This window comes from Microcoleus vaginatus PCC 9802, from assembly GCA_022701275.1.
GTDB lineage: Bacteria > Cyanobacteriota > Cyanobacteriia > Cyanobacteriales > Microcoleaceae > Microcoleus > Microcoleus vaginatus_A.
Window position 1 is genome coordinate 2,990,718 of the sequence record CP031740.1, and the last position, 12,766, is coordinate 3,003,483.

The following is a 12,766-nucleotide window of genomic DNA, read 5'->3' on the forward strand; positions in this document are numbered from 1 at the left end:
GTGGGATGCCATTGCGCTGCTAGTTAGAGTATTACCATTAACAACGCACAACAATGCTTTTTATTCAGGAGAGCTATGGTATGCTTTTTATGGATGGATAGATGCTCCTATATAGGAAGAATTTAGATGGGATATGGTTAACGATGTAGTAAAAATGCGTCATCAGGGACGATTTAGACAGGAGACCAAGTTAGATGCGGTGGTCGTATCATTTTCTAGAGATACGATAATCCTAGAAAATCCTTACAGTCGAAAACCTATTAAACCTTGGTTATGGAAAAGGCTAGTTGTTCTACCTAGGTTTAATTTTGAGATGTCATATACCAATTGGCCGGCGGTGAATTTAAGACAAAGAATAGAGCTAGAACAAGAAAAGTTAATAGCGTTATCATCTATAGCTTTATAAGCAAGCGTAAGCTTCCATTCCTGCTGCTTTCCAATCTTCATTAAAATTCACCCAACAAGTCTAATCTATCACCACAGACAAATAATGTGGCGATCGACAAATAAATTAAGGCGGCACCCAGATTTGAACTGGGGGTGGAGGTTTTGCAGACCTCTGCCTTACCACTTGGCTATGCCGCCGTCACGCCTGAAATTTGACGTTTTCTTATAGTACACCAAATCTCGATTATTTCAACATAGTTGTCAAAAATTTCGTGAAACGAAGCTATCGCGTAGGGAATCGCCCTTTTTTCCCATATCCCCAAAACCCATCCGAGGCTATTCTAGAACTACATCGATCGCCCGCAACACCAGCCATGACACCAGTTTCTCCCCTACTCGTCGCCCAAATCACCGACACTCACTTGTTTGCAGAGATCGATCGAGAATGGAAAGGCCTCTCAACAACCCGCACCCTCCAAGCAGTTCTCGATCGCTTGCAACAGATACAGCCGCCGCCCAACTTACTCCTACTCACAGGCGACTTGTCCCAAGACGAAACACCCGAATCCTACCAGCGCCTCGTCTCCCTCATCGCCCCCCTCGGAATACCCGCCTACTGGATACCTGGGAACCACGACAACATCCCAGTCATGGCAGAAATCTTAAATCAGCCGCCTCTTTCCCCAGAAAAATCATGGATGCTAGGAAACTGGCAATTTCTATTACTTTCGAGTGTGGAAGCGGGATGCGACGGCGGGCGGCTTTCCCCAGAAAGCTTGCATTGGCTCGACTCTCAACTGCAACAAACCGGCGATCGACCTGTTATCATTGCCTTGCACCATCACCCGCTGCCGATCGACTGTGAAATCATGGATGGAATGATGCTGCACAATGCCGATGAATTTTTCGCAATTGTCGATCGATATCCTCAAATCAAAATCGTTCTTTGTGGTCACATTCACCAAGAATTTCAACAACAGCGGGGTTCAGTTACCTACTTGGGGACACCCAGCACCTGCATCCAACTTTTACCCAAAAGCCATCCGATTATAGTTGACGAAATCCCGCCGGGATTTAGATTGCTTGAATTGGCGATCGACGGTACTTGGAACACAAGAGTTGAGCGAGTGACCGAAGCATCGCCACCCTGTTAATAATTTTCGATAGCCTAAAAATTTATATCAAATTTACATTTTTTTGTCAATCCATCAACAGATAGATTGTTGTGAGCAACCCCATCTATTATGATAATTATTGGCTATAGATTGCAGGCATAGCTAGAGCGATCGGCAACCAACAAAAATATATCTAGCAACATTACAAAACAGGAAAAACTAAATATATGTCTGAACTAAATGGCGTGATGATGCAGTATTTCCACTGGTACAGCCCCGCTGACGGGAACCTGTGGAATCAGCTAGCGGAATCTGCAAAAGATTTAGCCAAAATAGGCATTACATCCCTTTGGTTGCCACCCGCCTATAAAGGAACAGACGGCGCTGAGGAGGTAGGTTACAGCGTCTACGACTTATTCGATTTAGGCGAATTCGACCAAAAAGGGTCGGTACCCACGAAATACGGGACAAAAGATGAGTATTTGCGCGCGATTAAAGCTGCACAAGATGCAGGAATTCGGATTTATGCCGATGTTGTCTTCAACCACAAATTAGGTGCCGATGCAGAAGAAGAAGTCGAAGCTACACCCTTCCATCCCGAAGACCGCAATGCCCCAGTAGGCGAATATCAAAAAATCAAAGCTTGGACGCATTTTACCTTCCCCGGCCGCGACAAAAAATATTCCAGCCTGGAGTGGCATTGGTGGCATTTTGACGCCATTGATTACAACATTTACAACACAGAAACCCATGCCGTTTACCTGCTAAAAGGCAAAGAATTCGATCAAGGAGTAGACTTAGAAAAAGGTAATTTTGACTACCTCATGGGTTGCGATTTAGATATGGACAACCCAGAAGTCACGGGCGAATTAAAATACTGGGGTGAGTGGTATATCGATACAACAAACGTTGACGGCTTTCGCTTCGATGCCGTCAAACACGTATCAGCAAAATTTTTCCAAGAATGGTTGGAACACGTCCGCCACTATGCCCAACGCGACCTATTTGCCGTCGGCGAATATTGGTCTTACGAAGTGGAAGCTTTGCACTACTTCATCGAAGCAACGGAGGGTAAAGTCTCCTTATTTGATGCACCCCTCCACTACAACTTCCACGCTGCTAGCAAAGCCGGTAATAGCTACGATTTGCGAACAATTTTTGATAACACCCTCGTCCAACAGCAACCAGCCCTCGCCGTTACCTTGGTTGACAACCATGATTCCCAACCCTTACAATCCCTAGAATCAGTTGTCGAGCCTTGGTTTAAACCCCTTGCCTACGCTTTAATCCTGCTGCGGCGCGAAGGATATCCGTGCATTTTTTACCCGGATTATTACGGCGCTAACTATAAGGATAAAGCAAATGATGGCAATGAATACGAGATTTGGTTAGACCAACATCAGTTTATGGTAGATAAATTCTTGTTAGCGCGCCAAACTTATTCCTACGGCAATCAGTACGATTATTTCGACCACCCCAACACTATTGGCTGGACGCGACTTGGAAATGAAGAACATCCAGGCGGCATGGCTGTGGTACTCAGTAACGGAGGCGATGGCACTAAGTTTATGGAAGTCGGACAGCCGAATCGAACTTATATTGACATCACCGAACACATCCAAGAACCCATCACGACGAATGAGGATGGTTGGGCTGATTTTAGGTGTAACGCCGGTTCAGTCTCTGTCTGGGTTCCGCAGCCGTAAGGACTGTGTTAACAGCAAAAAGTAAAAAGCAAGATATGTTTTTACTTTTTGCTTTCATATTTTTGATAACTAAAATCTATCTATAGTTAGGACTAAAGCTCTCTCTTTAGTCCTATTTTTAGGATGTGCGATCGTGTATAATGTTATTTTACATAAAAAATAATTATGAAACTTTCAGAAAAAGTTGCCGTTATTACTGGCGGTGGGTCGGGAATTGGTCGTGCAGCAGCAATTTTAATGGCTAAGGAAGGCGCAAAAGTTGCTGTTATCAATCGCACTTTAGAAACCGGGCAAGAAACCGTCCGCCAGTTGGTCGATGAAGGAGGCTGCGGGCTAGCTATTGCAGCAGATGTGGCCGATTCTATGCAAATGCAACAGGCATTTCAAACCATTTTTGATGAATATCAAAGAATTGATATTGTGTTGGCAAATGCAGGTATTAACGGTGTATGGTCGCCCATAGAAGAGATAGAACCCGAAGAGTGGGACAAGACAATTAATACCAACCTCAGAGGAACATTTTTGACTGTTAAGTATGCTGTTCCTTATCTGAAAAAACAAGGAGGTTCCATCGTCATTACATCGTCGATTAATGGCACCAGAAGTTTCAAGAAAGTTGGCGCCACAGCTTACGCTTCCACCAAAGCGGCCCAAGTAGCTTTAGCGAAAATGCTGGCGCTAGAACTTGCTCCCAGCCAAATCAGAGTCAATGTTATATGTCCGGGCGCGGTGGAGACTTCCATTGACGAAAGCACAGTTAAGCGCCATCTTGATGACATTCCACTCGAGCCTGATTCCCTTCAAGACCTGATTCCTTTGACGAATAATACCCCCGGTTCTAGCGAACAAATCGCCCAATTAGTTTTATTTCTGGTATCAGATGCGTCCAGCTTTATCACAGGTACTGAAGTCTGGATTGATGGTGGCGGTTCTTTGATTTAAAATCTCTATAGCAGCAATTTAAAGAATGTTGCTACCAATTACCCATTACCCATAATTAATGACTGAATATCAAGCAATTTGGTCACAAGCCCCCGGATTTATCAGTAGGCTCAATTCTTCAATCTAAAATCTAAAATCTAAAATCTAAAATCGATTGACTCTCCATTGTTTGACAGCACTTTGCAATGTCTGCGGCAGCCACTTATCGTACTGAGGATAAACAGGCAAACGCTTTACGAGTTGCCATCCCGATGCTGCTAAAATTTCTGTTAAAGTTTGGTGTTGCAGGTGAGGATAATCGGGATTAACTTCATCCCGCGGCCCAATTCCTCCTAAATCTCTAGCACCTGCTTCTAAACAAGCCAGCAATATGTCTGGCTGTGCAACTAAATTGGGGGGAATTTGCAGCCTGATTTCAGATGGTAAAATGCTGCGGGCGATCGCAATAACTTCCGGCATTTTTGTAGCATCAAAAACTTCACCGTCCCAACTTTGCTGATTTCCCGGACTGTGTGGCTGGAGGATAACTTCTTGAATGTGATTGTAACGCGAATGAATCCGGGCGATCGCCTCCAGCGTCTCAATCCAATCTGCCTCACTTTCCCCAATTCCCAGCAGCAAACCAGTTGTAAACGGAATCTTCAATTCCCCAGCCCATTCTAACTGTTGCAGCCGCAGCGCCGGCACTTTACTCGGTGCGTGCCGGTGAACAGTTTGTAACAAATGTGGGGCAAGCTGTTCTAGCATCAGCCCCATCGATACATTTACCTCTTTTAACTGTGCCATCTCCTCAAAGCTGAGCGGCCCCACATTAGTATGCGGCAAAAATCCCAGAGCAAGTGTTAGTTCGCACAAATCGTAAATCCGCTGCAACCAAGCTTTTCGCCGTTGACTGTGAGGATGTACCTCGCCGCTGAGGATGAGAATTTCAATTACACCTTGAGTTTGCAGCAACTTAAGCTGTTTTTCGGCTTGTGCGAGTGTCAACCAAGGACTTTGCAGCGGTTCTGCTCGAAAATTGCAATAGGTGCAGCGATTGTAACACTCGTAAGTGGGAACCAGAGTATAAGCAGGGCTGTAGGTGACGGTGCGGGACATTCCTTGGGATTTTTATCGATCGGACTTACGCAACAACATATATCTGTGCAGTGCGAGTTTTGCGGTTGGCGATCGCAACCCTTCATCTATCTTAACACTGACGCCCCTCCCGAATCTGCCTATCCAGGTAGATTATGAGCATTCCGCTTCTCGTGCGATCGCCCACAAATTCCGCTTTCTGCTTTTAAAAACCCCACACAGCAAGCTTTGTAGGCTTATATAAGCTATCTTTATAACACGTATAACAAAAACTGTGCTTAGAAACCCTTTACAAACGGAAATAAAAGCTTTATGTTTATTTACATGGCGGAACACAAAGCCGTCACGAACATTGAAAACCAAATAAAGCAATCATAAGCAAATGACAACAACCTTACAACAGCGCGAAAGCGCCAATGTCTGGGAGCGCTTCTGCGAGTGGGTCACAAGCACAGACAACCGCATTTATGTAGGTTGGTTCGGCGTCTTGATGATTCCTACCTTGCTCAGCGCCACCATCTGCTACATCATCGCCTTCATCGCTGCCCCTCCAGTGGACATCGACGGCATCCGTGAACCAGTAGCAGGTTCCTTGATGTACGGTAACAACATCATCACAGGTGCAGTTGTTCCTTCATCCAACGCCATCGGCTTACACTTCTACCCAATCTGGGAAGCAGCTTCCCTCGATGAGTGGTTGTACAACGGCGGCCCTTACCAATTGGTAATTTTCCACTTCCTGATCGGTGTATTTTGCTACATGGGTCGCGAATGGGAATTGTCCTACCGCTTAGGTATGCGTCCTTGGATCTGCGTCGCTTACTCTGCACCAGTTGCAGCAGCAACCGCAGTATTCTTGATCTACCCAATTGGACAAGGTTCTTTCTCTGACGGTATGCCCTTGGGTATCTCCGGTACATTCAACTTCATGATCGTGTTCCAAGCCGAGCACAACATCCTGATGCACCCGTTCCACATGTTGGGAGTTGCTGGTGTCTTCGGTGGTAGCTTGTTCTCCGCCATGCACGGTTCTCTCGTTACTTCTTCCTTGGTTCGTGAAACAACCGAAACCGAATCGCAAAACTACGGTTACAAATTCGGTCAAGAAGAAGAAACCTACAACATCGTCGCAGCCCACGGCTACTTCGGTCGTTTGATTTTCCAATACGCTTCATTCAACAACAGCCGTTCTTTGCACTTCTTGTTAGGTGCATGGCCAGTTGTCGGCATCTGGTTTACCGCTTTGGGTATCTCCACGATGGCTTTCAACCTCAACGGTTTCAACTTCAACCAATCGATTATCGACTCGCAAGGTCGTGTCATCAATACTTGGGCTGATGTGATCAACCGCGCTAACTTGGGTATGGAAGTAATGCACGAGCGCAATGCTCACAACTTCCCGCTTGACTTGGCTGCTGGTGAAACAACTCCCGTAGCAATGGTTGCTCCTTCTATCAACGGCTAAGTTTTAGTCCTCGATTACAAAAAGCGCTCCTAGAAATAGGGGCGCTTTTTGTTTGGGTAAAAATATTTTTAGAGACCTGTTTCTATCCCTTAAATCCCTTAAATCCGTTACCCCCTTACCTCCGTTACATCCATTCGTGGCTTTCCTTCTTCCTTTTTACTTATTTTTTCTTCCTTTATTCTTTAATTTTTTATGATTACTATAGAACATAGCCACTAGGCCGATCGAGATACTGTGACATACTCCACGGGCGAAATCTTATATTATGGTCTAGGATTCCAATAGTCGGATTCAGGATATGTTGGGCTTGCTATAAAGTGTTCGCTAGCAGCAATGCAATTGTGTCAATTCCAGAATCTAACCATAGACAAATGTAGCTGATCGGGAGTCGCTCCTCACCGTCCCAAGCGCTCTATCTGTAAGGAGAATTTGTATTATGAAAGATGGACAAGAAGTACGCCGCGTCTCCACAGCCGTCATTGCCGGTGTTTGCGGGTTGGCTTTACTGGCGGGAGGGGGCATTGCCTGGTGGACCGCGAACCGTTCGCCAACCCCCGCAAATACGCAGTCTTCTGCTCAAACTACCGCTCCGCCGCTGTCCCCAAGTCCTGCGGAATCTCCTGCTGTAGTTATCCCCGTACCCCCTCCAAATCCTGTACAAGTGCCACAGGTTCAGAGGCCACAGGTTCAGACGCCGCAGGTTCAGACACCTCAAGCTCAGACGCCGCAGGCTCTAGTCCCAAAGTCGCCGCAGCCAAAGCCTTTGCCGCAGACGGATGTCCAGACAGTGCAAGTCTACTGGGTTAAAGATGCCAGCGGTAAATTTGAGGGAGTTCCTACGAAAGTAGCTGTCAAACAAGCTGACAAGCCTGATGCAGCTTTACAAGCTGCTTTTAACAGTTTGTTGGCCGGGCCGAAGGATGGAACTGTTTCTAGCGAAATTCCTAATGGGACAAAACTCAGGGGTTTGAGTGTCAAGAATGACGGAGTTTATGTCGATTTGTCAGCCGAATTTACTTCGGGGGGAGGGAGCAATTCGATGACGGGCCGGTTAGGGCAAGTCATCTATACGGCTACGAGTTTACAACCGAATACCAAGGTTTGGATTTCGGTGGAAGGGAAGCCTTTAGAACTTTTAGGCGGCGAAGGTTTGGAGGTGGCTCAGCCGAGTACCCGCCAAAGTTTTGACAAAAATTTTCCCCTTTAGTAATTATGAGTCATTAGTTACAAGCCATTAGTCATCGGTCTGAAGACCGATCGTAGGAATTGATAACTGATGACTCATGACAGACGACTGAGAACTGGCAACTAATTTTCAGTGCTTCGTAGTTAGGCTAAATGCCCGAAAGTGTAGGGCTTGCTGTTCGATCCTGCTGGCAAGCCGATCGCACACCATATTACACAGCTCGAAAATTAACTCGTCTTGCACCTTATAATAAGCTGAAGTTCCTTCACTCCGGCGAGTGAGGATACCAGCTTGGAGCATGAGTTTTAGGTGCTTAGAAACATTGGCTTGACTCGTTTGAGTAGCTTCCACCAATTCTTGCACGCATTTTTCGCCGTCGCGAAGCAAGTTCAAAATTCGTAAACGCATGGGTTCGCTCAAAATACTGAAATACTCAGCAACTTGTTGCACAACCTCTTGCGGGACAGGCTGGGATGACTTCATCAAACTCACCGGAGAGAAGTGATCGGGAAATATTAGCATTTATTCTGTCCATAACAATAAAGTAATCCTTCAATCCGGATTAATTCGCATCAAAACTTGACCGTATTCGACAGGTTCGCCATTTTGAACTAAAATTTCCATCACTTGACCGGAGACTTCATCCGCATCGATCTCGTTCATCAGCTTCATCGCTTCGATAATACAAACTGTCTGATTGACCTTGATGCGATCGCCCACATTGACAAAAGGCGGCTCGTCGGGAGCAGCAGCGCGATAAAAGGTTCCTACCATCGGCGAGATAATTGGCACCCATTTCGTATCGACAGAAGCAGGTACGGCAGCAGGTACGGCCACAGGGGCGACGGGTACAGGGGCAGCCATATCCGCTGCTAAATTTTGGTCAACAGCAGGAGGTGACGCTAATGTGGGGCTAGCAACCGCGCCCAACGCGCTCGGAGCGACAGTCGCCACGGCAGCAGGGAGCGCAGCAGAGGTGCTTGGTGAACTTGCCAGAATGCCTTTGCGTACTGTCAGTTCAATATCCCCACTTTTTAAAGTCAGTTCCGAAATGCCAGTTTTGTCTAATACAGTTAGCAGGTCACAAAGCTGGTTTAAGTCTAGTTGCACAGCAGATTCAAGGGTAATTGAGAATTGAAAATTGAAAATTGAAAATTGAAAATTCAGAATCAGCCGAAGCTAGGAGCACCAACGACTTTGGAGGCAAAAGGGATAGTTTTTAAGCTGTGAGCAATGAGTATTGAATTTGGACTTCTTTAACTCATAACTCAGAACTAAAAACTAAAAACTCCCTTTTCCTTCCTCGTTTCTACTCTCGGCCGAGGTACTTGTCTTCACGAGTATCAATCCGAATCCGTTCTCCAATGGAAATAAACAGAGGCACCATAATCTGAGCGCCAGTGGAGAGGATGGCGGGTTTGCTGCCACCAGTGGCAGTATCTCCTTTGACTCCGGGATCGGTTTGTATCACTTCCAAGACAACAGAGTTGGGCAGTTCCACTTCCATGATTTGGTCGTTCCAGCGCAGGATGCTGACTTCCATACCTTCATTGAGGTACTTGACACGATCGCCTATTTGCTTAGCACTGAGCCGACTTTCCTCGTAAGTTTCCATATCCATAAAGACGAGCTCGTCGCCCTCTTTATAGGTATGTTGCATCACGCTCTTTTCCAGGTTGGCTTGAGGCATTGTCTCGCCCGCCCGGAAGGTTTGTTCTACTACGTTTCCGGTTTGGACGTTTTTTAATTTTGTCCGCACGAAAGCCGAGCCTTTTCCTGGCTTGACGTGGAGGAATTCGATAACCCGCCACACGCCGTTATTCCATTCAATTGAAACACCTGGTCGAAAGTCGTTACTGGATATCATATAAATTTTTGCGGGCAATCCCGTCGCCTTGCGGGCACGGGGGAACTACAGTCAGGTTAAAGCCGCAGTCTAGCTGACGGCATCAAAAAGCAATTGGCATTTTATTTTACCGTTCAAAGGGAGCAAGTGCTGTACGGAAATGTTAATGGCAGGGAGCAAGGGGCTGTTGTTAGTGGGTAACTCCTTCCCGGGCCAAACCAACAGACACTTTAGATGGGTAGCAGCTTAGAGGGCGGGCAGCGCTGTGGGAAGATAAGAGAGGCAATAAAAGTTAAAGTTATGTTGCATTGGTCTAATTTCTCGATCGATACGTGCAAGCGCTGGGTCAAAACCGTCGCTTTAGCGCTCTTGCTGTTCACTCTCTCCCTGAGTTTCAGTGCAGTCTCCCATGCCAAACGCCCCAGCAGCAGTATGCCTGCGGGGAATGCGATTACGGACGGCCGGGCGCTGCTGCGCTTCGCTTTACCTCTTGACAATCAGACTGTGCGAGATTTGCAAATCAGTCTCGAAGACATTAACAACCACATACGGGCCAAACGTTGGGGGCCGATTAGCAGCGATGTCAGCAAGGCTTCCAGGATTCTCAACCTTCGGGTGTCTGACATTTTAGAGAGTATTCCCGAGGCGAAAAAGCCACAAGCTGAGGCGCTACTGGCACGAATCAAGGAGGGAATTGCTCAACTGGAAAAGGCTGTTGAGGCTAAAGACAGGGACAAAGTGACGGACTTGAAAGCCACAATCCTGGCTTCGGTAGGCGAAATCGAAGAGTTGATGGTGACAAAGTTTCCTTTTGAAGTGCCGGCCAAGTATGCTAATCTGCCTCAACTGAAAGGGCGCGCTACTGTGTCTGTACAAACTGAAAAAGGGGAAATTACTGTTGTGGTTGACGGCTACAGCGCGCCGGTTACGGCTGGTAATTTTGTCGATTTGGTCGATCGAGGTTTTTATGACGGTTTGCCGTTTATTCGATCGGAAGAATCCTACGTTTTGCAAACCGGAGACCCCGAAGGCAAGGAAGAGGGTTTTATTGACCCAGCTACTGGCAAATACCGGAATGTTCCGCTGGAAGTGCTCGTCAGGGACGAAAAGGAGCCTATTTACGGGATTACTCTAGAAGATGCGGGGCGTTATCGGGACGAACCTGTTTTGCCTTTTTCTGCTTTCGGTACTGTGGCAATGGCCCGTACAGAAACTGACCCTGATAGCGCTTCTTCTCAGTTTTTCTTTTTCTTGTTTGAGCCTGAACTCACGCCCGCTGGCCTGAATCTGTTGGACGGCCGGTATGCTGTTTTTGGTTACATGATTGAAGGAAAAGAAGTTTTGGAGCAACTGAAGCAGGGAGACAAGATTGTATCTGCTAAGGTAGTTAAAGGACTCGAAAATTTGGTGCGACCTCAAGTTTAATTAATGACGGCGATTACAATCGCTTCTACACCAAAGTGACGGCGATTAAAATCGCTTTTACACAAATAAAGCCCGCCTGCGCGGGCTAAAAAAATCACTATTGACAGCCAATGAAATCGCTTCTAAATAAAGGTTACAGCGATTGAAATCGCTTCGGCACAGACAAATTCAGCCTCTGCGGGATGGAAGAAGAGATAATTTTTATAGTTTCGTTATTGAAATCAGGAATTTAATCGACAGTATGGCAATTTTAGAATTTTTATTGGTAATGGGTTTGGGCGGATTCGCAGGCTTGTTGATAGTAAAAAATGTGAATGAAAACAAGCAAAAACAGCGGTTGGATGAGGCTTTTTATCAGTTATTGGAAACTCAAAATAGTCAAATTTCGCTGATTCAACTGGCCGCTAATGCTAGGGTTGAGGCTGAAGTTGCTCAGCAGTATTTAACTCGGCAAGTTAAGATTTTTTCGGCGGTTTTAGAGGTAGATGATGAAGGAGATACTTTTTATAGATTTCCTAGGTTGCGCTTGCCGCCGAGTTCGAGTAAGGAATGGTGAAGTGAGAAAGTGCGATCGACTAATTCAAATTTATGCAAGTTAAAGATATCGGTGAACAAGGTCTTTTAAGAATATTGCAAAAATTCTGCCCCGCAGAGATAGTTGGTGATGATTGCGCTGTCATGCCTACAACTCCCAACCAATCTCTCGCTATCACTACAGATATGTTGGTGGATGGAGTGCATTTTAGCGATCGCACTACGGGGCCTTATTACGCAGGATGGCGCGCCGCAGCGGCGAATTTGTCGGATCTGGCGGCTATGGGAGCAAAGCCTCTGGCGGTGACTGTAGCCCTCGCTGTGGCGGCGGATACGGCTGTGGAGTGGGTTGAAGAGTTTTATCGGGGGATGACGGCTTGCTTGCAAGAATATGATACGCCGATCGTCGGTGGCGATGTTGTGCGATCGCCCGTGGTGACTGTGGCGATTACTGCTTTTGGGGAGGTTGAGTGCGATCGTACCATTAGTCGGTCAAATGCGCGATCGGGCTGGGCGATTGTCGCTACTGGGGTTCACGGAGCCTCCCGCGCGGGATTAGAATTGCTGTTAAATCCAGAATTCGGGCAAAATCTTTCAGAAGTCGATCGGGCTTCTTTAATTCTCGCTCACCAGCGCCCTAAACCGAGGCTCGATGTTTTGCCGGTTGTTTGGGAGATTTTAGATTCTGCAGGTGAGTTTTCCATCGCCGGAATGGACAGCAGCGACGGTTTAGCTGATGCGATTATTCAAATTTGTCGGGCTAGCGGTGTTGGCGCAAAAGTCGATCGCACAAAAATACCAATTCCCAATATTTTCAGCGAAATCTTATCAACCGAAAAAGCTTTAGATTGGGCATTATACGGCGGAGAAGACTTCGAGTTAGTGCTGTTTTTGCCCATCGCGAATGCTGAGTTATTAGTGGAAAAAATCGGTAATGGTGCTGCAATTGTGGGAATCGCTACGGATAGCACCGATATCTGGTTAACTGATAGCAGCGGCATTTATCCTGATGCTATATTAAAACTCGATCGAGGATTTCAACACTTCTGAATTATCTTTTAGTCCACTGGGAGTGGATGAAAG

The 12,766-nt window shown here is 46.5% G+C and carries 13 protein-coding genes and 1 tRNA gene; 9 read left to right on the forward strand and 5 right to left on the reverse strand.

What is annotated here, in order from left to right; translation table 11 throughout:
- The first annotated feature begins 133 nt into the window (after positions 1 to 133).
- Positions 134 to 406: a hypothetical protein gene (locus D0A34_12085; GenBank protein UNU19507.1), complete on the forward strand. Its 273-nt coding sequence runs from the start codon at positions 134 to 136 to the stop codon at positions 404 to 406.
- A gap of 108 nt (positions 407 to 514) precedes the next feature.
- Here D0A34_12085 and D0A34_12090 read toward each other — a convergent pair.
- Positions 515 to 585, reverse strand: a tRNA-Cys gene (locus D0A34_12090).
- Between the two features lie 176 nt (positions 586 to 761).
- On the opposite strand from D0A34_12090, the gene D0A34_12095 reads away from it, so the two are divergent.
- The 3 genes from D0A34_12095 (at position 762) to D0A34_12105 (ending at position 4,150) form a co-directional block, all read left to right on the forward strand.
- Positions 762 to 1,541, forward strand: a complete 780-nt coding sequence (locus D0A34_12095) for a 3',5'-cyclic-AMP phosphodiesterase (GenBank protein UNU19508.1) — start codon at positions 762 to 764, stop codon at positions 1,539 to 1,541.
- 188 nt (positions 1,542 to 1,729) lie between these two features.
- A complete protein-coding gene (locus tag D0A34_12100) occupies positions 1,730 to 3,208 on the forward strand; it encodes an alpha-amylase (GenBank protein ID UNU19509.1) in 1,479 nt (492 codons plus the stop codon).
- A gap of 165 nt (positions 3,209 to 3,373) precedes the next feature.
- On the forward strand, positions 3,374 to 4,150 hold the full coding sequence (locus tag D0A34_12105) for an SDR family oxidoreductase (GenBank protein ID UNU19510.1): 777 nt from the start codon (positions 3,374 to 3,376) through the stop codon (positions 4,148 to 4,150).
- Between the two features lie 144 nt (positions 4,151 to 4,294).
- Here D0A34_12105 and cofG read toward each other — a convergent pair whose 3' ends face one another.
- Positions 4,295 to 5,248, reverse strand: a complete 954-nt coding sequence (gene cofG, locus D0A34_12110) for a 7,8-didemethyl-8-hydroxy-5-deazariboflavin synthase subunit CofG (GenBank protein UNU19511.1) — start codon at positions 5,246 to 5,248, stop codon at positions 4,295 to 4,297.
- A gap of 361 nt (positions 5,249 to 5,609) precedes the next feature.
- Between cofG and psbA the strand changes: the two genes are divergently transcribed.
- Both psbA and D0A34_12120 read left to right on the forward strand, forming a co-directional pair.
- Complete coding sequence (gene psbA / locus D0A34_12115; GenBank protein ID UNU19512.1) at positions 5,610 to 6,692, forward strand: photosystem II q(b) protein; 1,083 nt, start codon at positions 5,610 to 5,612, stop codon at positions 6,690 to 6,692.
- 436 nt (positions 6,693 to 7,128) lie between these two features.
- A complete protein-coding gene (locus tag D0A34_12120) occupies positions 7,129 to 7,899 on the forward strand; it encodes a hypothetical protein (GenBank protein UNU19513.1) in 771 nt (256 codons plus the stop codon).
- A 108-nt stretch (positions 7,900 to 8,007) separates the two neighbouring features.
- On the opposite strand, the gene D0A34_12125 is transcribed toward D0A34_12120, so the two are convergent.
- The 3 genes from D0A34_12125 to efp all read right to left on the reverse strand — a co-directional run bounded on the left by D0A34_12125 (position 8,008) and on the right by efp (position 9,745).
- Entirely contained in the window at positions 8,008 to 8,400 is a 393-nt protein-coding gene (locus D0A34_12125; GenBank protein UNU19514.1) for a transcriptional regulator, read from the reverse strand.
- Between the two features lie 30 nt (positions 8,401 to 8,430).
- Positions 8,431 to 8,988, reverse strand: coding sequence for an acetyl-CoA carboxylase biotin carboxyl carrier protein (gene accB / locus D0A34_12130; GenBank protein UNU19515.1), 558 nt, complete (start codon positions 8,986 to 8,988; stop codon positions 8,431 to 8,433).
- Positions 8,989 to 9,187: 199 nt separating this feature from the next.
- Positions 9,188 to 9,745, reverse strand: coding sequence for an elongation factor P (gene efp / locus D0A34_12135; protein UNU19516.1), 558 nt, complete (start codon positions 9,743 to 9,745; stop codon positions 9,188 to 9,190).
- 411 nt (positions 9,746 to 10,156) lie between these two features.
- Between efp and D0A34_12140 the strand changes: the two genes are divergently transcribed.
- The 3 genes from D0A34_12140 to D0A34_12150 all read left to right on the forward strand — a co-directional run bounded on the left by D0A34_12140 (position 10,157) and on the right by D0A34_12150 (position 12,733).
- Positions 10,157 to 11,149, forward strand: a complete 993-nt coding sequence (locus tag D0A34_12140; protein UNU22267.1) for a peptidylprolyl isomerase — start codon at positions 10,157 to 10,159, stop codon at positions 11,147 to 11,149.
- A gap of 241 nt (positions 11,150 to 11,390) precedes the next feature.
- A complete protein-coding gene (locus tag D0A34_12145; GenBank protein ID UNU19517.1) occupies positions 11,391 to 11,705 on the forward strand; it encodes a hypothetical protein in 315 nt (104 codons plus the stop codon).
- 32 nt (positions 11,706 to 11,737) lie between these two features.
- On the forward strand, positions 11,738 to 12,733 hold the full coding sequence (locus D0A34_12150) for a thiamine-phosphate kinase (GenBank protein ID UNU19518.1): 996 nt from the start codon (positions 11,738 to 11,740) through the stop codon (positions 12,731 to 12,733).
- Positions 12,734 to 12,766 lie beyond the last annotated feature (33 nt).

What these genes read in the sequence shown, in the direction of transcription:
- D0A34_12085 (UNU19507.1), top strand. Translation starts at nt 134, where the DNA reads ATGGTTAACGATGTAGTAAAAATGCGTCATCAGGGACGATTTAGACAG.
- D0A34_12095 (UNU19508.1), top strand. Translation starts at nt 762, where the DNA reads ATGACACCAGTTTCTCCCCTACTCGTCGCCCAAATCACCGACACTCAC.
- D0A34_12100 (UNU19509.1), top strand. Translation starts at nt 1,730, where the DNA reads ATGTCTGAACTAAATGGCGTGATGATGCAGTATTTCCACTGGTACAGC.
- D0A34_12105 (UNU19510.1), top strand. Translation starts at nt 3,374, where the DNA reads ATGAAACTTTCAGAAAAAGTTGCCGTTATTACTGGCGGTGGGTCGGGA.
- cofG (UNU19511.1), bottom strand. Translation starts at nt 5,248, where the DNA reads ATGTCCCGCACCGTCACCTACAGCCCTGCTTATACTCTGGTTCCCACT.
- psbA (UNU19512.1), top strand. Translation starts at nt 5,610, where the DNA reads ATGACAACAACCTTACAACAGCGCGAAAGCGCCAATGTCTGGGAGCGC.
- D0A34_12120 (UNU19513.1), top strand. Translation starts at nt 7,129, where the DNA reads ATGAAAGATGGACAAGAAGTACGCCGCGTCTCCACAGCCGTCATTGCC.
- D0A34_12125 (UNU19514.1), bottom strand. Translation starts at nt 8,400, where the DNA reads ATGCTAATATTTCCCGATCACTTCTCTCCGGTGAGTTTGATGAAGTCA.
- efp (UNU19516.1), bottom strand. Translation starts at nt 9,745, where the DNA reads ATGATATCCAGTAACGACTTTCGACCAGGTGTTTCAATTGAATGGAAT.
- D0A34_12140 (UNU22267.1), top strand. Translation starts at nt 10,157, where the DNA reads ATGCCTGCGGGGAATGCGATTACGGACGGCCGGGCGCTGCTGCGCTTC.
- D0A34_12145 (UNU19517.1), top strand. Translation starts at nt 11,391, where the DNA reads ATGGCAATTTTAGAATTTTTATTGGTAATGGGTTTGGGCGGATTCGCA.
- D0A34_12150 (UNU19518.1), top strand. Translation starts at nt 11,738, where the DNA reads ATGCAAGTTAAAGATATCGGTGAACAAGGTCTTTTAAGAATATTGCAA.